This is a genomic window from Citrobacter sp. CK181, assembly GCF_030333595.1.
Classification (GTDB): domain Bacteria; phylum Pseudomonadota; class Gammaproteobacteria; order Enterobacterales; family Enterobacteriaceae; genus Citrobacter_B; species Citrobacter_B koseri.
The window spans coordinates 429,315-452,759 of sequence record NZ_JAOWFN010000011.1 but is presented as its reverse complement, the minus strand read 5'-3'; the positions used below and the strand labels follow the sequence as shown (position 1 = coordinate 452,759).

Sequence of the window (23,445 nt, the reverse complement as noted above, 5' to 3'; positions counted from 1 at the left end):
GTGGCTGAAATGAAGAAAGTCATACTGTCTGTATTATTGTTCTGCGTTATGGCGTCATGTTCAACAACTGTAATGGCTGCTGATACCTGCGAAGTGGTGTTATGTATGTACGGTAAAGCAACCGGAAATGGCGGCGGCAGTGAATGCCATTCGGCTGAACGGGCATTCTTTAATATCGTAAAGAAGAACAGGCATGGTTTTCTGCCTGACCATACGGCTGATGCCAGAAAATCGTTTTTACTTGAATGTGATTCGGCAGCCCCTGCGGCTATCAGTCAGATCATCAGTAAATATGGCCGCGTTCGTGGTTAACACTGGCGAGACGGGCACAGAGCATGACGGTTTTCAGGTTTTTACGGCTTCTGTTTTTCGCGGATTAAGGAGCGAAGAAACAGGGGCCGTAAAAATGAGGCAGCGGACAGAATTATTTTCGCGGGTTAAGGAGCGAAAATAATTCAGGCACCGCGCCTCACCTGCAAACAGCCGCGCCCACGCGGATTTTGCAGGCCGGGGGGAGCCGGATAAATTTCGCCGCCCCGGCGAGCGAAAAGCTGTCGCCCACGACAGCGGTTTATCCGGGGGGCACAGCCCCGCACACCGTCGCCGCTAAGTCTCCGGCCCAAAGCCGGTAGCGTGGCGCGACCACCCTCTTTAAAGGCCAGCTTCCCTTTTATTCCCGCTGCGAGGAACGAGCAAAGGGAAGAAAAAGGCGAAAGCGACCGTCTTAAAGGGGGTGGTCGCGCGTAGCGGGCGACGGTGTGCCGCCGTTGACTCTGGGGGGTTTTGACGCGGCGTTCAGCCACGACATTACCCCCATGCGACAGGCAATAAGGGCGTCCAGCCCGCATATACTGGCGCACGCCGTTTCGTGCAGGGAAACATGCTTTCCTGCATATGGCCGCGCAGCGGCCACCTTCTTTGCCCCATACGCTCGCCCCGCCTTTTCGCCCGACACCGTGGGGCGAATTGATGGGGCGATGAGTTGGGGCGAGTCGCTGACGAAGGAGGCACCATGATGTTAAATAAACTTGCCGCTTCACTGTCGCCGATAGTGAACGGGATGCTGGCACTGCTCGCTTTTATGCAACAGCAACAACTGATGCTGGCGTTATTCGCGGGGCTGACGATGCCGTTTTTTGCATCAATGAAAAGCGATGAACGGCAGAAAGCTCCATTATGGAAAAGGCTGATTATCGCTTTTTCTCTGGTGTGTTTTCTCTCAGGCACAATGGCTCCGATAGTTATCGGATCCTTCCAGTGGCTGTATAAGACCAGACTCACCAGTGATAATACGGTACTGGCCTGGTCAGTACGGATTGCTTTCACTGTAACCGGTATTATTTTTCATATTCTGCTGCGCAGGGTATTAACACCTGAATTAGACAAAATAAAGAAACGTCTTGTTAAAAAGACCACCCTTGAACGGGAATTGCGCACTGATGTCCGCACCGTAAAATCCCTGCTGCCGGAAACTCTGCATTATAACCCGCTGGATTATATCGACCTGAATAAAGGCATTTTTACTGGCATGGGTAATGAAAATGACCCCATGTATCTCCCGTTAAAAGACTGGCAGAGACAACACGCGGATATTATCGGCACCACCGGAGCCGGTAAAGGGGTTGCCGCTGGCATATTGCTTTATCAAAGCATTCTGGCCGGTGAAGGTGTGTTTGTTATGGACCCAAAGAATGATGAATGGGCACCCCACCTTTACCGCAAAGCCTGCGAGGATGCAGGCAAGCCTTTTGCTTTGATTGACCTGCGGAAACAGCAATACCAGTTAAACCTGATTGAAGATATCACGCCAGATGAACTGGAAGAATTGTTTGTTGCCGGTTTCAGCCTGGCGGAAAAAGGACAGGAATCGGACTTCTATCGTATTGATGACCGAAAAGCCGCACGTATGGCCGCGCAATTTGTCAATGATAACCCATCGGCAACTCTCCGTGATGTTTATAACGGTGACTACGTTCAGGGCATTGCCGAAAAAATCAAAGCATTTTTCGGTAAGATTGAAGAGCTGGCATTATTAAATGCCATTAATTCACCGACAGGCTTTTCACTTAAACAAATGTTTGATGAAGGCGGCTGTTGTTATGTTATCGGCTCCATGAGAAACAGCAAAATTATTACAGCCCAGCGCATGTTACTGGTTCGCCTGTACCAGTTAGCAGAAGGGCGCGACCGTGTAACAGACGTACCCCGCCCCATTGCTATTTATCTTTCCGAACTTAAATATCATTTATCCAGGCCAGCACTGGAGGGATTAGGCGCAGCACGGGATAAAGGCGTGCATATTATCATGGACCACCAGTCCATTGCCGATTTAAAAGACTGCCCGGCAGATTTGAAAGGTGACGCCGTTGTCGGTGCGGTCGTTGAAAATGCTAAATTCAAACTGGTTTACCGGGTTATGGACCCGGATACAGCTGACTGGGTAGCGAGAATGTCAGGCACGATTCTGGTGGATGATGAACTCCGTAAAGCGAAAACGGATAATATGCTGACGGAAACCATCGACAGTGAGCGCACAATCCGCCAGGCCGAACGTTTCTTTATTGACAGCAATATGATCCTGAACCTGCCCGATTTTGTCAGCTTTATCTTTACGACAAAAACGCTACCTTCTGCTTCACTGATCTCGCCGATAAAGGTCAGAAAGCGTCAGCTAAAAATCTTTTCAGTTTCCCCTGATATTGCCGCAGCGGCAGCCCCGGTGAAAATCGTGCTGGATTTTGGCGAGGATGATAAACCCGCCATGCCGGATGTGATGACAACGCACCCGGCTCTTTTCTTCGACGAAAGCGAAGTAAAACCGGTAAAGCCGAAACCTGATGATGAAGAACACCTGCCCCCGCTTGATTTTTAAGGAGCGCTTATGCTGATTTCATCCTTTCACGAGCGCCAGACGCGTAACAACGAAAAAATAAAACAACTGCTGAACTTCCTGAAAGAAGAAACCTACAGTGATTTTAAAACGCTGATGCTGTTATTTGGTTTCCGGGATCATAAGTCGCTTTATTCGCTACTGGCAAAAACAGAGCGAATGGGGTTAATACAGAAGCATGTGCTTGAATCACGAACAATGAAAATTTCATTATGGGGGATCACCAGTGACGGGCTGGCGGTGGTGTTAACCCCGGATGATAAAATCTTTCCTGCGCGGTTCGAACCATCAAAAATGACCGGCTGGACGCTGGAGCACCATCTTGATAATCAGGCCGCCAGACTTATTCTGGAGAAGAAAGGCGCTTCGGGATGGATTAACGGCGACCGGGCCACCTTTATCAGCCAGTATCAGGTGAAACATCGCCCGGACGGGTTATTAACCCTGCCTGACGGAAACGTTATTGCCATTGAAACCGAGCGCCGCCTGAAAACCCGATCCCGTTACCAGTTTATTATCGCCAGCCACCTGCTGGCCCGTACACGCAAGCACTGGATTTATGTTTTTTATGTCATGCCTGACCCACAGAAAAAACGGGCACTTGAACTACTGTTTGACAGCATCAAACATGTCATCATCAACCATCAGCACATCCCGCTGGAAGAACGTCACCGCCGGGTGTTTCGCATTTATACCCTTGATGAACTGAAACGCCTGTCACTAGGCAGCTATACGTAAGCTTTTACTCAGGCCATCGAGATGGCCTCACCGGCCTGGCGGCGATACCGCCAGGTCGAAATAATTTTTATTCCACTGCGAGGCGCAGACTGTTCGGTACTCGCTGTGCTGCGTTCCGCCTCAGTCTGCGCCTTGCAGCGTTACCGGTTAAAAACCATGTAACCGCATTCCCTTGAGGTTGCCTGATCCCGGTCTCAGAGTTTATCCATCAGGTAACGATGTGCTTTAGAGGCTGCGCTGGCCGCTTTGAAAATATAACGCTTGTCGTTTTTCAACGCTTTCAGCCAGGAAGCAATGTAGCTTTCATGTTGTACCTCTCCCTCAATGCCAAGATCAGCCATCAGAAAGGCACTTCCCAGCTCCGCGACAAGTTCTTCCTCTGCATAATCCGCACTGCCAAACTTCCCTTTCATTTCACGGCTCAAACGTTTTTTGCCCCCACTCCAGTGGACAAGCTCATGCAGACCGGTAGCATAGAAGTTAGCCGCATCAGCGAATAGATGGCGCTCCGGTAACCAGACTTCATCAGTTGATGGGCTGAAAAAGGCGTTTTGTCCTTTCTCAATGATGTTTGCGCCACTCTTCCTGAACAGGTTTTCAGCCTCGGGCAACGAGTCAAAGGTTGCTTCCGGGCTGACCGTTTCAGTTGTCAGGGGCAGGCCGTCGATTTGCTGAACGTTGAACACGGTGAAAGTTTTCAGCATCGGGATTTGTTCAACTTCTCCCTCGTCGTTTTCCTTCTCCAGCGTGGTGTAGAAAATAGCTGTTGTGCCATGCTCACCCTTGCGAACCTGTCCACCTGCTACCTGTGCCTGTTTGTAGGTCATCCAGCGTGAATCGCTGAAACCCTGCTTAGATGCGCTGCACCACAGCAACATGATGTTCATGCCACTATAAGCCGCACCAGTAGCGTAATTGGAAGGCAAACCAGACATGCCATCTACACGCTGCCACGGGCAGGACCACGGTTTTACTCCGGCTTCCAGCGCTGCAATGATGTTGTCAGTAACAGTCTGGTAAATGTCGGTTCTGGTTTTAGAAAATTTCGTTTTTGAGGAGCCTGACGGGTCCAGCGGGGATACGCTGGTCGCCGCTGCGGTGTTAGGGGCGCTTGTCCGGGTGGTATGCAGGGAAATCGTCATCGTTTTTTCTCCGTCAGTGTGTGATTTTCGTCTTCGTATCGCCTGACGGTTCGCTTTCCCGACATCGTTCTGTCCTGCAAGGGCGCAGCATGCGTGCTATTTACCCTTGCGGGACGGGTTGTGTTGGGAAACGATTAACAGGAAGCCGATAGAGGAACGAAAAGCGCACAGGAAAAAAACTGCCCCTGCATAGCCGGGCGTAGCGCCCCTTACTTCGCAGTGGCGAAAAGTAGATTGGTGGTGTTGAGTCTGGGGCCTGCACTGACAGGGACTTCATGTAGGTGTTAGCATGCTTTCCTGCCGGCCGAGACGATCCTGCTAACCGGGGGCGGTTTGTTCTTGAATAGTCTCGTTCCGGCATCAATTACTGCCTGTTCCGGGCTGTCTCTGTATTGAACGCTGAGTACAGTCAGTAATCTACCACCACTCTAATCCGGCGGGACAGATTTCTTAAGCAACCCACAACGTTGTAACTGGGGCACCCGGGAGTAGCGAGAGGCCACAGCTTGCTACGCAGCGGTGACTATGGTTTTGGAGCATCGTCAGTTGTGCTTCTGGTACATATAAGAGACAGTCTTACTCGCTAGCGACTCGCGCCACCTCCACTTAAGTAATAAGTCTAAAGTTTCGTAATTATCTTATTGCCAGATTGACCAAATCCATAACATGAGTAACATTTGTAAATGTTCATACAAACGCAGTGCCTATGCAACTGAGGGCGGTAGCGTGGGTCGAGCTCTCACTTGCTAAGTGGGAAGCCAATTGGCTATCACGTTCGAGCCTGTTCTTAGAGGCAAGAGATTGAAACGTGCTATCCGGTTAGTCCATATCATAGCTGGACCAAATTCTGGATTAGGCCCAATAAACTATATCAACTAGAAAGATGTTTTTTATAGCATGAGGTTTTGTTTATGCACGTCATTTACGGAGAAACTATTAACGATGTAATAATGAAACTCCTAGAAAAAGTGCTTAATGAAGGAGTTCGTATTTCGACAAGGAATGGGGATGCTATAACTATTTATGATGTTAGTATGATCTTACGAAACCCTAGATCAAGGCATTTAAGTTTAGCGGGTCGAAAAAATAATATATTTTCCACATTTGCTGAAGCTATATGGGTTTTTGCTGGCGACAACAGAATTAAACCATATCTAAATTTTTTTTTACCAAGAGCGCCTAAATACTCAGATGATGGTGTCATTTGGCGAGCAGCTTATGGGGAAAGACTATACGCTCACGGGCAACTTGAAAATGTCGTGCAACAATTCAAAAAAGAAGGAATATTTACAAGAAGAGCAGTCATTAGCTTATACATGCCTGACAGAGATACGAATGAAAGCCTCATAAAAGTATACAACATAGAACATAGTGTCGATATTCCTTGTAATAACTTAATTCATTTCTTTATCACTCCTGACAAAAATTTAAACATTAAAATAGTTCAAAGAAGCGGCGATCTAATATTTGGAGTGAGCAATATAAATCTTTTCGAGTTTAGTTTACTTCAAGAGATAGTACTTTCAATATTACAGAGGGAAGTTGATAGCGAGATTAAACTGGGATACTTACATCAGTCAGTAACAAATCTTCATATATATGATGATAGAGTAGGACAAGCCAATGAAATATACGAAAGAAAAGAAGAACAAATGACAGATTTGATAAACGATGATGAAATATCATTCCCTCCATCGTTACAAAATATAAAATCATTATTCTGTGATATAGTTTCATTCCTTGAAAGAATAATAACAGAAAATGAACATAAAATAGACACAATAGATATGGAAACCGAAAATCTAAAAAAAATATTTATTAAACACTTTGTAGAAACTGAAAGGAATTTACTTTGGGGATATGCAGAAGCAGCTCTATCATATATTTTCCAGGAAAGATTCAACCAACCAATAGTGTTAAAAACTAAGTTAAGCAATGATTTCAATCTAAGCGTAACTTCTAATTATTTTAATAATTCTAATAAGGACCGTCTATGAAAATTGCATTCATGGGCATATCGGGTAGTGGAAAAGACTTTCTTGCCAATTATCTGATATCCAACTATGGATTTATTAGATTATCATTTAGCGATCAACTCAAAAAATTGGCCAATTATATTTATCCTTGGATGGAAAAGGATTACCCCCCTGAAAATAAAATGTTACCACTCAATATAACCTTACCTACCGGCGACTTTATCAGCCATTCACCAAGAGATATATGGCTGAGCTTAGACAGCCTAAGGAAAATTGAAGAAAAAATATTTATTAGAATGCTATCAGAAGAGTTGAAAATTTTAGAAAAAAATGGAGGGATGAATAAAAATATAATAATTACTGACATAAGATCAAATGAAGAATTCGCATGGTGTAAGAACAATCAGTTCACTATAGTACATATAGAACGGGAAAATAACAATTATAAAAAATACGAAATCGACAAGTATGTCACTGAGAATAAAACAAAATCAGAATATCATTTTGACAACAATGTGAACGGAATTGATAGTTTTAAACATTTCTTCGAAAAGGTATTATTAAGTGAACAGTAAAAACGATCAACTTTTTTGTAATGTCAGAGAAATGAAAATTAAAACCGCTAAACCTATCTTGAATGAAGCTGTTATCAGGGAATGGTTTTATCATCAACGAGAGAGGACATCCATATATTACAAGAAAGAGATACTTAACCTTCCGCCATATTGGACAGACGACAAAATATTGAGAAACTATAAATTTGTAAATACTAAAAGAACATGGGACAAAGAAACCAAATGGTTATTGAAAAATATAACAAACAACAATAAATTAACTTATGAAAATAAAATACTCAATTCATTTTTGTTTAGAGTAATAAATAAAAGCGATACATTAAATGAACTTGATGCGCCCTTTGATTTCACAAAAATGACTATTCGCGACATCAATGAAAAGATCAGAGAAAAGACAATAAATATATCATTAAAAAAACCAGGCTACGTATTTTTTAGTGCAGCCTATATTTTAGGAGGTCCGAAGTTTAACTTCGGAAAATACTTAAAAAATATAGAAGGAATACCGGAAAATGATATGGTAATTAGAATGATAAAATTTGTTTATTATAACCAAGATAAAATCGTTAATGGTGTAAAATCATCAGGAAATCAGTTCGAAGTTTTTGAACATTTAAAATCATTCTCAGGGATTGGGGATTTTCTAGCATATCAAATTTTCATAGATCTGACATACATACCCAACTTTCCGTTTACAGAATTGAACTTTGTTATTTCAGGTCCTGGTTGTGAAAGAGGAATTAATTGGATTTTTTCTAATAGAGATGGAATGAATAGCGAAGAGTGTTTATTCTGGTTCACTATAAACCAAAATAATATCGCTGAAAAGTATAGTGAAAATTGGAACATGGATGAAATATTCCATTTCCTGCCTAAAGAAGAAAGAGTTTACACTTTAATGGACATGGAAAATAGTGGTGCATGCGAGATAGATAAAAGATGCCGAACTAAATTTAACAATAAAAGGCCTAAACAAAAATATCATTATCAAAGCAATAATATAGAATTATTTTATAATTAGCAAATTACAAAGGATTTAAAAATGGTTAAAGAAATTAAGAAAAATGTTTTTGTTAGCCATCATCATAAAGACGACGCGAGTGTTGATGGAGTTTCTCGTTTAGCTGCAGCAAAAGGTTATCATTTACGCAATAGTTCTATTAGAATGAAACCTGAAAACCAGCGACGAGTTGAGGAAAAAAAACTTAGTGACCGAACGATTGCACGTTTACTTAGAATGAAAATGAGGTGGGCTAGTCAAGTTATAGTTGTTATCGGGAAAGAGACACATACTAGACCTTGGGTAAACTGGGAAATTCAAGTAGCTCATCAACTTGGAAAACCAATCATAGGTGTATATGAAAATGGGTTAAAAGGCGATGTAAAACTACCAGAGAATCTCGAAAAGTATGCAACCTCTATAGTGGCCTGGAGAAGTGATGCCATTATCAACGCACTAGAAGGTAAAACTTCCTTTGAAAAACCTGATGGTACGGATCGTGATAAAGTTCAAGGTGGAAATGTCGTATGCTAATTGATCCCAACTCACACCTTTATGTATATGCAATAACGAGAGACTTTGGTTTTGCACCTAATCCATTTCATGGAAGTTGTACCTTGGCAACATGCAAACCTGGAATTAGAAAGTCGGCTAAAGTGGGTGATTGGATACTCGGAGTTGGTGGAGCCAATTTAAAATCAGCTAAAAAAAAATGTATCCTATTAATGAAAGTTTCAGAAAAAATTAGTTTCAATGGTTATTGGGAGGATACTAGGTTCTCTCTCAAAAAGCCTGCTAGAAATGGTAGTCATGTACAAATTCTGGGCGATAATATCTACCATCAAAATGAAAACAATGAATGGATACAAGAAGATTCTCATCATAGCAATGCTGATGGTTCATTTAACATGACAAATCTTGAACGAGATACTAGCTCCAATAACGTGTTGATTTCAGATCATTTTTATTATTTCGGTAATAAAGCGATTGAAGTAGACTTAGACTCAATTGAATATCACAGAATTAGAAACTATAAAAAAATCCCTTTAAATTCGACTATACCAGCCATTGATCTTATAAAAAAAATAGAATTTGATTTTCGTAGTGATAAAAACTCAGTTATATCTGACCCATGTAATTTTTCTGATTTCTATAAACGTGTAGATCAGGGAACTGGAGAACTTTACTAATAAATACATTTATTATTTTCTGCATATTGTTTAGAGCAGGTGTGAAATGATTCTGGTAGACTGTCGTAATTTTCCCTTATCTCTCGAACTTGCTAATTTGAAGGAATATCAGGTCTAGAATGAGCAAAACGTTACAATTTTTCCGCGTGTTTCCTAAAGTATCTATTGTCCAATGCGTAGTTATCCGTTTTGTTAAAGAGAAAAATCGTCTTACCCAAGACTTCGATTGAACTAATTTTATAAATTGTTCTTGTTACTTAGAATACAACAAAATCAAATGTTTTTTCGAATACGTAAGTTTTAAAAAAAATAAAATTTTAATTTTTAAAAATGGAGATTTTTATGAAACTTGAAAAACTAATCTTAAAGAACTTTCGTGGCTATCATGGAGAACATAGCATTGACATTAACTCACTAACTGCATTAGTTGGTCGTAATGATGTTGGTAAAACAACTATCTTAGACGCACTTGGTGTCTTCTTTGAACATAAACTATGTAAATATGATGCTACCGATAAATGTGTCGATAGCGTGGAAAATGAAGACGTGTCAATTGGATGTATCTTTTCAGGAGCTGATATACCTATAGTTTTGGATGCCACATCTATAACTAACCTTAAAGAAGAATATTTATTAAATAGTAATGGAAAGCTAGAAATATATAGAGTATTTGCAAAAGGTAAGGGATCTGGCAGCGTTCAAGCTAAATGTATGGCTCCCTCAGCAAAAGGCGCGAAATCTTTACTTGCTAAAAAAAATGATGAACTTAAAGGAATTGCCGAATCTATTGGTGTTGATGGAGCTGATAAAAGGTCCAATGTTAGTTTAAGACAAGAAATTTACAGGAAAATTGGAGATTTAAAGCTTAAAGAAATCTTCGTTAAATTAAATGCTGAGGAGGGCAAGGTTATTTGTGAAAAAATATATGACAAACTCCCTCACTTTGCATTATTCCGCGCAGACAGGCCGAGTACCGATGAAGAATCAGAAGTACAGGATCCTATGAAGTCAGCGGTTCAAACAGCATTGCAGAAGATTGACATTCAACTTGAATCCATTAAAGAAAGCGTAAAAGAACATGCAGTTGAAGTGGCTGAAAACACAATTAAACATTTACATGATATATCTCCTAATCTTGCTGCCGGGTTAATCCCAAAGTTTAAAGTGGAACCTAAGTGGGAAAATATTTTCAAGCTAACATTGGAAGATGATAGAGGAATCGCTATCAATAAACGTGGTAGTGGTGTTAGACGTTTAGTCCTGATTAGTTTTTTTAAAGCGGAAGCAGAAAGATTGCAAAAAGAATTCCCAGATAAAGGAGTTATTTATGCAATTGAAGAACCTGAAACATCTCAACACCCATCTAATCAAAGACTTCTTATTGATGCATTTCAAGAATTAGCAAATGCTGATAAATGCCAAGTATTGATTACCACCCACGTCCCTGCACTTGTGGAAAAGATACCTACAGAATCTCTACGCCATATAACCCGAACACTCGATGATGGTTTAGAGGTTAAAAATGGTAATGATGATGTGCTAAAGAACATAGCGAATGATCTTGGCGTATACCCTGATAGTAGGGCATCTGTTCTTGTATGCGTTGAAGGCCCTAATGATATAAACTTTTTAAAGAATATCGGTAAAATTTATCTCGACCAAGGTGTTCCAAATGTTCCTGATATGATAAATGATCCGCGTATAGTTTTCATTCCAATGGGGGGACATACTCTTAAAGATTGGGTTAATAATAATTACTTAAAAATTCTAAATAAACCTGAGATTCACATCTATGATAGAGATGTTGCCATCCCTCCTCAGTATGAAAAAGAATGTAAGTCAGTAAATGCTAGAAATGATGGTTCCATAGCATTCATGACTGAAAAAAGGGAAATGGAAAATTATTTACATCCTGATGCTATTCAGGCGGTGTTTGGTGTAAAAATAACCATAGATGATACGACAGATGTATCAACAGAGGTATCTGCTTTAACACGTTATAATGAAAGTAAAGCGAAGAAGAAGATAAATAAATTTGCTACAGCAAAAATGAGTTATCAAATGCTCACTGCAAGTGATGCAAAAGGCGAGACATTAACTTGGTTTAATGCTATATATGCGAAATTATAACATTTTGGAGCCGCAAGCACGGCTCTTTCTTCATATTATATATGATTGCTCTGTATATCGTCATCGTCTCACAACGTTTTCCTTGCACTTCGGCTCTGCTGCTACTTATACAAATTAAAAGGCTACTATGTGTACGGGCTTTTGCACAGACCGACATATCAGATTAGGTTTAGCTCAGTACCGCAAGAGTGCCAAAGCAAGTCTAAGCTAATACATATAATGGTAATGGATTTTAAGTATTTTTTCAGCAACGTTTTACCAATCGGAAAAGTCCTCTCAAAATCATGGCGATAGCTTGGTCCACATGCGGAGTCTGTGCTAGCACAGTATTTTCTTCCTCAGTGAGTCCGTTATTAAGATCCTGGAAAGAGAAACCAGAAAATTCTTCCCGACCTCTCCAGTTACGTTTCTGCATTCCGTCAGATGCCACAATATTCAGAGACTCGGTGATATCTTTTGCACATCCACCAAAGCCCCCCATAATGAAAAGGGGTTGTTTAGCGCGAAGTGATAATATAGCCTCTTCTGCTATACCAGGCATTGCCCCCTTATACTTATCTACCTGCCCGCCAAGAATAATACGGGCATGTGTGTCTTGTAACATAGCATGTCGCATTGCTGTCAAACCTTTTTCCCAATCTTCATCAGAAGGAATAGTTGCTATGTAATGGGCTCGTTCTGCCATTGGCAACGACTCGCCATCCCGATTGAATAAAACAAGCCTTGCCATTCCTTTCAGGTCCGCACTGAGCCTTTCCAAGTCACTGGAATCTTTTTGCATATGCACCGGCCATGCCAGATAGTTCAATATACTGGAACGTTCATCCCCCTCATCCGCATCTCTTCTATGGCGTGCTACTAACTCAAATAACAGTTCAGTAAAACCGTTAGCACGTAAATCTCCTCCATAAACAATCCGGGCTCCCAAGGCTAATAAATGACGCGCAATTTCTGTCATCGCGTCATATAAATGCTGTTGACTTAACCCCAATACAGGCATATCTGGGCTATCTGATGTAGATATTGCAATAACATGCTGACTAAGCATTTCACGATAAGTCATGATGTTCCCTCTGCCAGCCATTCGGTAAAACTTCTAAGCCTGATACCGGGTTTAACTTCTTCAAATAAGCGCTCCTCTTCCGAACTTAAGGGTGGGTCGGGATATACAATTGTAGGCTGCCCGATACCGTGGAACTTTAAGCCAGCAAGTGAGATTAACTCCGGCGCACGCGGAACAAACTGCACTGCACTTTGTTCGGTATTAACCAATTGTATACGACAGCGCCACAGAAAATCTTTCAGAACCTCATCAAGCAGTCGTGCAATAATGATATTAATTCGTTCAGCCTGCTGTGGATCCATTCTCACTATGGGGACATTTCCCATATAAGGAAATCCCCTTTCATCCAATTCGCTAATACAGTTGGCAACAACTAAAGGTACACTATTACGTTTAGCTTCTATAATCTCTCGGCGACACCATTCACGCGAAGAATAAGAGTCGGTATGTATAGCAACAACTGCGCTTTGCGCCAGCTGTTTCAATAGCACCTGATGAAACCGAAGCCCGGCAGGGATATCATGGACATCAAAGAATGAACTTAACCCATGTCCACTATGTAATTGCTCACGTATCAAATGAGCAATCCGCTCTCCATCTTTATCATGTTTAGAATGGCTAAGGAATATCTGAACTTTCTTGAGATAATTAAGCAACTCATCTTCATCTTTTTCTGGTTGTTTCAGATGTTCCAGGTAATGGCGCAGCATCCTGCAAAATTCGTATGTAAGCTCACTAATCAATCGTATATGAAGGTTTGCAGTATCGTTGCTCCCATCCTGTATCCATTGGTCCCAGCGTAATGCCTGCTCTTCCAGTCCCAGATTTAATCCTTCTCCATCAATAGCAATGGGGAAAAGATGTGTACCTAGTCCAGCTATTTCCGACTGCGTGGATAGCTCCCGAAGGTAAGTCCCCCATTCAGGATCATTTGCCATACATGATTCTGCAAGTATGAGGACTGCGGTGGTCTCTGATTCTGAAAAATTGATCGGCAGCGGCTTCCCCGTTTTAGGTAGAGGCTCAGAACGAAAAATAACACTTAAACCGGTTCCTCCAGCAACATTCTGATAGAGTTCCCGACGAAAGTGTCCACGCAATATTTCGGCCAGTCCAGCACCACCGGCGAAATCCGGGTGCCAAATGATATAAACAACCAGAAATGGTTTTGCCAAATTCGTCTCAAGCATATTATGCATTCCTTAAGCGGCGTTCACGAGTGTTTCTTATCAGAGTATTACTACGACAATTGGCTTGTTCGATATATTCCCTACACGATGAAATGCTAGCTGTAAAATCAGCCCAACTTACCCACAGCGCATATCCAGAATCAATATTATCACTGAGTCGAGCGGGCACAGTCACTTGTCCATAAGAATTTGATAACAATGTTGGCAACTGGACACCAATAAGTCCATGTTGTTTATCAAGCGTCGATTTAATGTCCCAGTCAATATATTTTCTTCCCCATGATTCATTACCGACCAATACAATGGAACATGAAGTCCCTGCGATATAATAGTCACGAATACGTCGCATGACATAGTCAATATCGTCACTGTCAACTCGACGATCAAGAGAATTATCCGTTACAGCCTCATATTCATCATGAAATTTTCTTGAGAATTCATCATAGTAATATTGGTCACCATCATGGTGGTAGTTTAAAAAAACTTTTCTTTTAATTATTTTGGTATTATACATATCTGTTACCTTAACTTTATCTTGGCGTAAAAATCATCTCATCACCATAGTAAATTAGTTCTTATAGCAGGAACATCAGCGGGATTTTTCTTTGCTGCAGGTTCCATAATATTTCTTTTATCAAATGCCTGGTTAATATAAAATTCACTATTCCCTATAAAATCTGAATACTTAACCAGGGAGCAATAAACATCCATATCATCATAGTGGGGGACGAGTTTTGAAAAACTATGATTTTTTTTAATTAACCAAGGGAGATAATGTTCATAACCCCAATCAATGGTTCTAATTCCAATCCCGCAATTGCAAGAGGTATCACTACACACACCCGAGCTAAACACGCTCGAATATATTTCATCTCGAATTACCCCGATTAATCCAGCAGGATTCTCCCCCCATAAAGATGCTTGAATTTCTGAGTTAACAAAAGGTCTGCTGGCAGTTTCTGTACCTATGAGTACTACTGTTACGGTAGAGTCACCAAGATAGTCCTCCCGAATTTTCCGCATAATGTAATCTTCACTGACATTAGTGCTGATATCCCCGTCACTGACGGACTTGTCAATAAATGACGCACCAGCAAATGCTTCAATGATTCCGTTCTTCAAATCCTGTTCGTTTGCATGATGATAACTCAGAAAAGTTTTATGCATTACTCATCCCACTTAGCAATATCGATGTTAAATACAACACTAACTTCCTCACAGAAGAATTTATTAATGCATTCAAAATCAGCCATCAACTGGCTGAAATGATAATAATGAGTCTGGATTACTCCAATCGGTGTTAAATGATAAATCAAAGAAACATTTTCACCGTTAGAATCTTTATCCCTCGTCAATACAATATCGTTTGTTGAGATGTACTTATGCCAACGCCTGTAATTATTCTGATGTTTGGTAAGCAGTTGATTCAGTTTTTTTAGCATTTTATTAGATATACCATACAACTCCATATCTCTTTTCCGCTTAACATCCAGTACTCTTATTTCAACACGAATAAAGTTATAGATATCATATAAAGAGTTAAAAACCTCTTCAAATGAATCAAAATGTGGATCAATTTTGAACACACTTCTTTTAGTATCAAGGAAATTGCGAACAGATCTTTTATATAGCAAGTCAGAACTATCAAATAAAACATTTAACCCACCGAAAGTTAATTTTTCTAACTTTAATGAGTATTTTTTCTCTAAAATACCGAAAAACAAAAATATAGTAATCAATGATAATATTAGAATTGAAAGGAGCGCTTTTACAAAATCAAAATTTGATATGATATTTTTGATAAACCACCATTGTGAGGCCGGTAAAAAAGAGAAGTACCCCATCAAAATAATTACCATCAAAATAATTCCGAATAGTAACAATCCCCTAACCATAAGCGAATCCTTATGAAACAATTTCAATCAAGTTGCATTTTTATCAACAGACATTGAAAATTTTATTCATAATTATCAATGAATTATAACCCAATAACGCAACTATTTGTTTATGCTCAGTGACCACTATACCCTGATTCGGATTTCTCCGAAATCCTTAAGGATACTAGTTTCACTTCTCTCAGCCAGACTAAAAATTTAGATATATCTGGTGAACTGCATTGGGGTTTTCTCTAGACAAAGCAGTGGATATCTTCATCAACCAGCTGTCTGTTGCGATCGTAGCAGATCACTAAAACATAATGCTCAGGCAGAGTACCGATTGTATCCTCATCCACCCCAATGGGCATTGCTTCTTCTTACAAGCGCATACATTTCTTAGAGGGGGTCATAATGGTGGTCTTGACAGAAAGAGTATTCAGGTTTAGCTTATTTATTAGCCAGTTACTGGCAAAGGCGATCCCAGTCAGAGGAGCCAGATTTTAGTCTCGAGATATCTCAGTGAGTCTTGAGGCGTTTTAAAAGCAGTAGTTAAATTGAACCGGTTGTCCTGATAAGGATTGCCGGTTTTTTTGACGCCTGTCGTTTTTGGACACCCCCACAGACCTCTCCAGCCCCCTTCCCACTTGTTCTCATTTGTCTACTTTTTTTCTTTATGAGATGTGTTATGTTATAACATATCCATTATAATGTAATGCCAACCTATGAAACTTAAGCCTTCTTTGATAGCTCTCGCAGTAGCAGTAAATACTTCGCCTCTGGCCTATGCAGCAGATGAAACCATCGTCGTCACCGGCAGTGACGTCCCCGACTATTCTGCCGAATCCGACTCGGCACGTCTTTCATCCGGTTCAGCCTCACGTCTCGGTCTGACCGATAAGCAAACGCCACGCCATACTGAAACCATCAGCGCCAGAACCATTACGGCTAAGGGCAAACGCACGCTCACCGAAGTCGTTGAGACCGCCCCGGGCATGTCCGGCACCAGCTCACCTACGCTCTCAAACAGCGTTTCACTGCGCGGCTTCTCCGGCGTTTCCTGGCTGCTAAACGGCGTGGCTGTACCCGGTAGCACCATTCAAATCGCCGACCCGGTTCATTATGAAAACGTGGACATCCTGTATGGCACAGGCTCCGTTTTAAATGGTCTGAGTTCTGCCGGTGGCAGCGTCAACCTGATATCACGTAAAGCAACCTTTGGTCGACAGCCAGTAGAAGCTGACTATAGCTGGTCAAGCTATAACAGCCATCGCGCCCACATCGGCGCGGGCGGTACGCTTGTTGAGGGTATAGCTGCTGGCCGCGTGGATGTAAGCGCATCAAATACCGGCACTCAGGTTGATAAAGATCGCAGTCGCCCGAAGCGCATCAGCGCACAGCTCCTGCTGACGCCGACCGATAACACACAGGTCACTTTTGACATCGATCGTAGCTTAACGGATATGCGCAATCCCTATTTCGGGACGCCTGTCATCAACGGCAACGTTGATCGCGACTTGCGCCATGTAAACTACAACAACATTCAGGATGCGCATATCCGCAGCCAGGCAACCTCATTCCAGTCAACCCAGTCCTGGTATGCAACGCCTGATGTAACCTTTGATAACCAGTTCTATTATTACAAAGGATTCCGCGAATGGCAGAACGTTGAACGCTATTACCCGTCAAACAAAGCGGGCTATGTTACCCGTGATTCTTATGGCGATCTTGCTCATGATGACAAGCTGACGGGCAACCGTACTATGGTCACCTGGGATCACCCGATTGCATCATTCGCCAACCGCGTGACTGCGGGTGTCGATTTTTCAAAACGCGAATTCCAGTACTATTCTAACGGCTTCCCGGGCGGCGAAGATGTTCTGTTGACCAACCCCGCCTCCAATGACTTTCGCACCGGTGCGGGTGGCAAGATGCGCTCACCTGTTCGTCACATCACTCAGAACCAGTATGCCTTGCTGCTGGAAGACAATCTGAATATCACTGATGCTGTCGCCCTGTTAAGCCAGTTGCGCTATACCAACCTGGACATGCACTGGAATTACCAGCAGGACAATAAAACCATCAATCATAGCTATAGCTTTATGAGCGTTGGTATTGGGCCGAGCTGGGCCATTAACGAAAACTGGACGGTATATGCCAACTATTCCACAGGTAAAGAGCCCGGCAGCGATATCTTCTTTATCAGCCCTGAACAAACGTCCCTGCCACTTACAGAAGTTCAGCAATATGAAGCCGGTGTAAAAGGGACATTCGACCACGGTGAAATGAAGCTGGCCGTTTACGATCTCCAGAAAAAAAATCTTTATCAGCAATCGGCTGTCCAGGCCGGTGTATGGAATGCGGTTGGCAAGCAGACTTCGCGCGGCATTGAGTTCAGCGGATTGATTAAACCGCTGGATAGCGTCACGCTGGCGGGTAATGTGGCTTATACCCATGCGCGCTTTGACAATTTCAAACAAGGTACGCAGGACCTTTCCGGCAATCAGCCGCGCTATATCCCGGAGTGGACGGTTAACCTTTCTGGCCGTTATATGCCGATTAGCAAACTGGGGCTGGGCGCGCAGGTCCACTATGTTGGCAGTAGCTATAACGATGATGCCAACAAAAACAAAATGGGCGATTACACGACTGTCGACCTGAACGCCGATTATGAAGTGATTAAGGACGTTACCGTAGGCACCCGCGTGCGTAACCTGACGGATCGCTTCTACACCTGGCAGCGTACTTATACAGGGCAGGAAATGATTGCGCCAGGTCGAACTTACGAAGCCTATGTCAACATGCGCTTCTGATGAAACGCCTGGCCTCCCTCGCGTTGCTGGCAACCTTCGCCAGCTTTGCGCATCCCGTTACGTTGCAGAATTGCGGAAGATCCTGGACGTTTGAGCACGTACCACAGCGGACAATCGTCTATATGCCGACCGCAATGGAAAACATGCTCGCATTACATCTGGGAGATTCCGTGATCAGTGCTGTCGGTTATCGGCCAGATGAAGATACCGCGCCCTCCCCCTGGTATAAACCGCTAAAAGCACGTCTCGACAGTTCGCCCTGGTCGGGAGAGGCCTTGCTGAGTTCCCGACCAGATTTTATCTATTCCGGCAGCTATTACTGGTTTAACAGCCCGGAGACCGCCGGTCGTGAAAGGATGGCTGAATGGGGAATTGGAAGCTGGCTCATTGAAGGGATGTGCAATGGCCTGCAAAGTGGCCCTCCTGCGCCTGTAACCTTCGACAGCATCTACGACGAGTTGCGTAATATTGCGCGCATATATGGCGTGGAGCCGCGCGCAGAAGCGCTTATCAATGAACTGAAGCAACAGGTCGCTGCTGACAGCCGCATAAAACTGCCACGCAGAACGCTTATGTGGTGGTATTCCGGTACGGCAACACCTTATGTGGCGGGCGGTTATGGCGCTTCTGAGCTGTTAACCAAAACCATCGGCAGTAAAAACATTTTTGATAACAGTGCTGAACTGTGGCCCGCCATGAGCTGGGAGGTCATTGCCGAACGGGACCCTGACTACCTGATCCTGGGCGATCTGCAAAGGGGGGGAGATGGCGACAGCGCCCGAAGCAAAATCGATTTTCTTGAACGTAATCCCCTCACCGCAGGCATGAAGGCGGTTAAAGCAAAACGTTACATCATTTTACCTGGCTATGACATGGACGCATCTGCGCGTTCAGTTCTGGCCCTTCACCGACTAGTCACACAAATACACGCTAAGGAACAACATGACCTTTCCAGCCCGCGAATTACTGAAAAACTGGGACGAACAACAAAGCGCCTACATCGCTCACCGTGAAGAACGCTATAACGCCGCGCTGGATGTTCTGGCAATGCTATATGGCGAAGAATTCCATGTGGTGGATCTGGCCTGTGGTCCAGGCTCATTCAGCATGCGTCTTCTGAATCGCTTTCCGGCGATAAGAGTAACGGCTATTGACCTCGACCCGCTTCTGCTTACGCTGGCCAAAGAAGCCTTATCTGAATACAGTGACCGTATTCAGTTCTTCAGCGGCGATATTGCAACAGCGGATTGCTTTGCCGCTATTACCGACAAACCGCAGGCCGTTGTTTCCAGCACGGCCATCCACTGGCTGCTGCCGGAACAGCAGGTCGCGCTTTATCGCAACATCTTTAACCTGCTGGATGAACATGGCTTATTCATGAACGCCGATCATCAGCGATTTGATAGTTGCAATCCATGCCAGAAACGGATTGCCCAGCTTCATGACGAAGATACGCAGAAAAAAGCCTGGACAGCGGGAGTGCAGGACTGGGATAGCTGGTTTGCATCGGCCACCCGTCATCATGAGCTGGCTGATTTGATGGACGCGCGCACCGCTATCTTTAAAGACCGCCCGACACCGCTGCCCACCACGGTCGAATTCCAGCTCGCCGCCCTGCGCCAGGCGGGTTTTAGCGAAACGGGTACTCTCTGGCAATTCCTGGATGATTATGTGATCGCTGGCTGGAAATAATCATGCTGCGTTCTCCTGCTTTTCGCCTTTCCATGCTGTTTCCGGCCCTGATGCTGGCGTTTTGCATTGCCATTATGTATGGCCCGGTGACTTTTTCCATGAAGGACGTGGCAAATGCCATACTGGCAGGCTACTGGCATAGCGATACAGCGGGAACGCTTCATCAGCGGATCGTATGGTCTCTGCGTATGCCGCGCACCCTGCTTGCTGCACTGGCGGGCGCCGCATTAGCGCTGGCCGGAACGGTGCTCCAGTCGTTGACACGCAATCCTCTTGCCGACCCCTGGGTGTTGGGGATCTCATCCGGCGCAGGGTTTGGCGCGGTACTGGTCATTGCGCTTGGTCTCAGTGCGGGCTGGGCCGCTGTACCTGCCGGAGCGTTCTGCGGCGCGATGCTGGCTTTCGCACTGGTGCTTTTCATGGCGCGGAAATCGCTATCCGGCCAGTCCAGCCGTTTTATCCTGACCGGCGTCGCCGTGACACAGCTTCTCTCCGCCGCCACATCATTAACCACGCTCTGGAAAACGGATGCAGACACCACGCGAGGGGTGATGTTCTGGCTGCTGGGAAGCTTTGCACAGGCATCCTGGCTTCAGGTACTGCTTTGCGCACTGGTGCTGTTGCCGATATTTCTGCTCTGCTGGTGGCGGGCAATAGAGCTGGATGTGCTCACGTTCGGCAATGTGACGGCGGCGTCGCTTGGTGTGGACGTTGGCGCAATCAGGCTCGCCCTGTATTGTTTATTGACCTTATTGACTGCGGTCATTGTGGCATGTTGCGGAGCAATAGGTTTTATTGGGCTGACCGTGCCTCATATCGCCCGTATATTCATTGGTCATCGCCATCGTTCTCTGCTGCCGGCATCCATGCTGTGCGGCGCGACTTTTACCGTTCTGGCTGATACGCTTGCCCGAACGCTGTTTGCGCCCCGTGAATTACCCGTCGGCATCCTGACGGCGATGCTCGGGGTTCCGGTATTTCTGTTCCTGATTTCACGGACTTCCCGATAAAATACTGACGAAGGCGATCCCTGGCAGAAAGCCCGCTTTTTAGCGGGCTTTCTGCCATTTATCCGTGACGAGCGCCACCGCAAACGCTCAGATAAGCATTTCCGGCCTGAACAGCGCGCTCAGATTCATTGTCTTGCCCGACACAATAAACTCCCCCTTCCCTGTATAGTGAATCGTCTCAGGGTGTTCCGGTGATGTGGCCACATGCGCCTTCACGACCTCGAAAATGAAAAAATTGTAGCGTTCCACCAGCACATCATCATACAAACAGCACTCAAAATTCGCATAACATTGCTGGATCAGCGGGGCATCAACCTCATCGGCTTCCTGTGCCGTAAGATTAAATTCGGCAAACTTATCGATGTCAGCGCCAGACGTGTTGCCGATTCGCACGACCGTCTCGGCCAAATCCGTCAGCGGAACGTTGATCACGCATTCCCGGCTATGACGGATCATCTCAAAACTGTGGTTGCCGCCCGAAATCATCAGCCCGACCAGCGAGGGAGAAAATTCCAGAACGGTATGCCAGCCCAGCGTCATGATATTGGTCTTTCCGTTCCATTTGGATGACACCAACACAACCGGGCCCGGTTCTAAATACCGGCGAACCTGACTGACCGGATAATCAACTTTAGTGATAGCTAAGCTCATAAGATGACTCCTGTTAAAGTGTTCCACAAAAACAGGCCACACTGCTGCGGCAATACCTGAGCAGTCCTCGCACTACAGCATACTCTCTCTCGTCATATCGCAAAAAATTAACCATACTAATAAAATGGTTTTATGACCGTAATCAGGGTTCCGCGATTCACCTCTGGCAGGCATGACCGTCTGACCTACACTTTTAACAATAGAATTTCAGGCCAACCACAACAACTCAGTGCAGAGGACATTATGGTATCTCTACCTTTTACCCGCTCACTGCGGTTTACGACGGGCACCGAGCTGGAACTCCAGTTAATCGACAGAAACGATACCAGGCTGGTGGATAAAGCGGATATCGTGCTGGCCGATATGGCGCACACTCAGCAAATAAAGCATGAGCTAACCAAGTCAATGATTGAACTGAACAGCTCAGTACACTCTTCGGTGTTTAAACTGCATGAAGAATTATCTTTATTAGCCTGTAACGTCAGGGAAGTCGCCAGAAAACACGGCTGCGATGTTACCGGCGGCGGCCGCCATTTAGATGGCGACTGGCGAGAACAGGTGATTAGCGATTTACAACGTCATCAAAATCTGGCCGTACGCTATGGCTACATCACCAAAATGGCCTGCGTATTTGGGCAGCATATTCATATTGGCGTTCAGGATGGCGATGACGCCATTTATCTGTGTCATGCGCTTATTCCCTACCTGCCCCATTTAGTTGCACTCAGCGCCTCTTCGCCGTGGCTGGATGGCGTGGATACCTCTTTTTCAAGTTCCCGCTTTACCGGGCAGAACGCCTTTCTGAACAGTGAACTGATTGAAAACATCTATAACTGGGACGAGTTCGTCGTATTTTATAACGAGATGATCGATGTCGGGATCATTAAAAGTATCAAAGATATTTACTGGTACGTCAGGCCACAGCCTGCTCTGGGCACAATTGAAATCAGAATATGCGATATGCCGCTGACAATATTTCATGCCGCAATGCTCACAGGCTATAGCAAAATACTGGCTCAGTATCTGTTAGCCAACCGGACGAATATCGTCAAAAAACATCATGCTATTGAAAAATACAATATCTTTAACGCCCGGCGCGATGGCTTACAGGCCAGCTACGTCAACACGTTAACCAGGCAGCGTCAGTCGCTGGCGAGTCAGATATTGCAGACCGTAGAGAACCTGTCATTACGCACCCACAGTGATGAGGACAAGTACGTTCTGCAATATATTGCCCGGTATGTCAAAAAGGGCATCAATGATTCAGACAGAATACGCAGTATGATTAAACGCGCGGTGGACTTGAATACCGTCATGGAACGTATGCGAAAAATGCTGTTATCAGCGCCAAAGAATTATAAAAAATGATGCACGTCAGGGCCGAAAATGGTTATTCGGCCCTTTTATCAGGCAACTGTAGTAATACGTTCCCGATCGTTACGTTTTGCCTTCTCGCTTAAGGGGTCGGAGACATCATCTCGTCCAGAATGCTACTGACCTGTTTCCCGCTC

The 23,445-nt window shown here is 44.2% G+C and carries 21 protein-coding genes; 14 read left to right on the top strand and 7 right to left on the bottom strand.

Annotated features, from left to right (window positions below; all coding sequences use genetic code 11):
- Positions 1-9: 9 nt before the first annotated feature.
- From OGW17_RS06255 to mobC, 3 genes are all read left to right on the top strand, one after another.
- On the top strand, positions 10-312 hold the full coding sequence (locus OGW17_RS06255; RefSeq protein WP_080895592.1) for a TrbM/KikA/MpfK family conjugal transfer protein: 303 nt from the start codon (positions 10-12) through the stop codon (positions 310-312).
- A gap of 700 nt (positions 313-1,012) precedes the next feature.
- Positions 1,013-2,872 carry a type IV secretory system conjugative DNA transfer family protein gene (locus OGW17_RS06250; protein ID WP_048284482.1) on the top strand — a complete coding sequence of 620 codons (1,860 nt, stop codon included), beginning with the start codon at positions 1,013-1,015 and terminating at the stop codon, positions 2,870-2,872.
- Between the two features lie 9 nt (positions 2,873-2,881).
- Positions 2,882-3,628, top strand: a complete 747-nt coding sequence (gene mobC / locus OGW17_RS06245) for a MobC family replication-relaxation protein (protein ID WP_048284481.1) — start codon at positions 2,882-2,884, stop codon at positions 3,626-3,628.
- A gap of 194 nt (positions 3,629-3,822) precedes the next feature.
- Here the strand turns inward: mobC and OGW17_RS06240 are convergent, their stop codons facing one another.
- Positions 3,823-4,770 (bottom strand): ArdC family protein, encoded by a 948-nt coding sequence (locus OGW17_RS06240; RefSeq protein WP_048284480.1) that lies wholly within the window; start codon positions 4,768-4,770, stop codon positions 3,823-3,825.
- A gap of 950 nt (positions 4,771-5,720) precedes the next feature.
- On the opposite strand from OGW17_RS06240, the gene OGW17_RS06235 reads away from it, so the two are divergent.
- The 6 genes from OGW17_RS06235 (at position 5,721) to OGW17_RS06210 (ending at position 11,641) form a co-directional block, all read left to right on the top strand.
- On the top strand, positions 5,721-6,767 hold the full coding sequence (locus OGW17_RS06235; protein ID WP_196522960.1) for a thymidylate synthase: 1,047 nt from the start codon (positions 5,721-5,723) through the stop codon (positions 6,765-6,767).
- A complete protein-coding gene (locus OGW17_RS06230) occupies positions 6,764-7,321 on the top strand; it encodes a P-loop NTPase family protein (RefSeq protein WP_048284479.1) in 558 nt (185 codons plus the stop codon). The genes OGW17_RS06235 and OGW17_RS06230 overlap by 4 nt, the downstream gene beginning before the upstream one ends.
- Positions 7,311-8,342 carry a nucleotide kinase domain-containing protein gene (locus OGW17_RS06225; RefSeq protein WP_063945090.1) on the top strand — a complete coding sequence of 344 codons (1,032 nt, stop codon included), beginning with the start codon at positions 7,311-7,313 and terminating at the stop codon, positions 8,340-8,342. Before OGW17_RS06230 ends, OGW17_RS06225 begins: the two co-directional genes overlap by 11 nt.
- A 21-nt stretch (positions 8,343-8,363) precedes the next feature.
- A complete protein-coding gene (locus tag OGW17_RS06220) occupies positions 8,364-8,855 on the top strand; it encodes a TIR domain-containing protein (protein ID WP_002911710.1) in 492 nt (163 codons plus the stop codon).
- On the top strand, positions 8,849-9,511 hold the full coding sequence (locus tag OGW17_RS06215) for an Nmad2 family putative nucleotide modification protein (protein ID WP_023143489.1): 663 nt from the start codon (positions 8,849-8,851) through the stop codon (positions 9,509-9,511). The genes OGW17_RS06220 and OGW17_RS06215 overlap by 7 nt, the downstream gene beginning before the upstream one ends.
- A gap of 342 nt (positions 9,512-9,853) precedes the next feature.
- On the top strand, positions 9,854-11,641 hold the full coding sequence (locus tag OGW17_RS06210) for an ATP-binding protein (protein WP_080895598.1): 1,788 nt from the start codon (positions 9,854-9,856) through the stop codon (positions 11,639-11,641).
- 244 nt (positions 11,642-11,885) lie between these two features.
- On the opposite strand, the gene OGW17_RS06205 is transcribed toward OGW17_RS06210, so the two are convergent.
- From OGW17_RS06205 to OGW17_RS06185, 5 genes are read right to left on the bottom strand one after another with little or no spacing between them, the layout of a single operon-like run.
- Positions 11,886-12,704 carry a hypothetical protein gene (locus tag OGW17_RS06205; protein ID WP_023143487.1) on the bottom strand — a complete coding sequence of 273 codons (819 nt, stop codon included), beginning with the start codon at positions 12,702-12,704 and terminating at the stop codon, positions 11,886-11,888.
- The gene (locus OGW17_RS06200) at positions 12,701-13,894 is read right to left on the bottom strand and encodes a toll/interleukin-1 receptor domain-containing protein (RefSeq protein ID WP_088402940.1); all 1,194 of its coding nucleotides are present in this window, start codon (positions 13,892-13,894) and stop codon (positions 12,701-12,703) included. The genes OGW17_RS06205 and OGW17_RS06200 overlap by 4 nt, the downstream gene beginning before the upstream one ends.
- A gap of 1 nt (position 13,895) precedes the next feature.
- Positions 13,896-14,408, bottom strand: coding sequence for a TIR domain-containing protein (locus OGW17_RS06195; protein ID WP_148841991.1), 513 nt, complete (start codon positions 14,406-14,408; stop codon positions 13,896-13,898).
- A gap of 41 nt (positions 14,409-14,449) precedes the next feature.
- The gene (locus OGW17_RS06190; protein WP_063945093.1) at positions 14,450-15,061 is read right to left on the bottom strand and encodes a TIR domain-containing protein; all 612 of its coding nucleotides are present in this window, start codon (positions 15,059-15,061) and stop codon (positions 14,450-14,452) included.
- Positions 15,061-15,789, bottom strand: coding sequence for a hypothetical protein (locus tag OGW17_RS06185; RefSeq protein ID WP_048284209.1), 729 nt, complete (start codon positions 15,787-15,789; stop codon positions 15,061-15,063). Before OGW17_RS06185 ends, OGW17_RS06190 begins: the two co-directional genes overlap by 1 nt.
- Before the next feature lie 704 nt (positions 15,790-16,493).
- Here OGW17_RS06185 and OGW17_RS06180 point away from each other — a divergent pair.
- The 4 genes from OGW17_RS06180 to OGW17_RS06165 are packed head-to-tail and all read left to right on the top strand — an operon-like array spanning position 16,494 to position 21,283.
- Complete coding sequence (locus tag OGW17_RS06180; RefSeq protein WP_071258834.1) at positions 16,494-18,581, top strand: TonB-dependent siderophore receptor; 2,088 nt, start codon at positions 16,494-16,496, stop codon at positions 18,579-18,581.
- On the top strand, positions 18,581-19,594 hold the full coding sequence (locus OGW17_RS06175; protein WP_071258837.1) for an ABC transporter substrate-binding protein: 1,014 nt from the start codon (positions 18,581-18,583) through the stop codon (positions 19,592-19,594). The genes OGW17_RS06180 and OGW17_RS06175 overlap by 1 nt, the downstream gene beginning before the upstream one ends.
- Positions 19,524-20,273, top strand: coding sequence for a class I SAM-dependent methyltransferase (locus OGW17_RS06170; RefSeq protein ID WP_071258840.1), 750 nt, complete (start codon positions 19,524-19,526; stop codon positions 20,271-20,273). Before OGW17_RS06175 ends, OGW17_RS06170 begins: the two co-directional genes overlap by 71 nt.
- 32 nt (positions 20,274-20,305) lie before the next feature.
- Entirely contained in the window at positions 20,306-21,283 is a 978-nt protein-coding gene (locus OGW17_RS06165; RefSeq protein ID WP_172958466.1) for a FecCD family ABC transporter permease, read from the top strand.
- Between the two features lie 87 nt (positions 21,284-21,370).
- Here OGW17_RS06165 and OGW17_RS06160 read toward each other — a convergent pair whose 3' ends face one another.
- Entirely contained in the window at positions 21,371-21,934 is a 564-nt protein-coding gene (locus OGW17_RS06160; protein WP_071258844.1) for a flavin reductase family protein, read from the bottom strand.
- Positions 21,935-22,177: 243 nt separating this feature from the next.
- On the opposite strand from OGW17_RS06160, the gene OGW17_RS06155 reads away from it, so the two are divergent.
- On the top strand, positions 22,178-23,302 hold the full coding sequence (locus tag OGW17_RS06155; protein WP_071258848.1) for a YbdK family carboxylate-amine ligase: 1,125 nt from the start codon (positions 22,178-22,180) through the stop codon (positions 23,300-23,302).
- Positions 23,303-23,445: the final 143 nt, after the last annotated feature.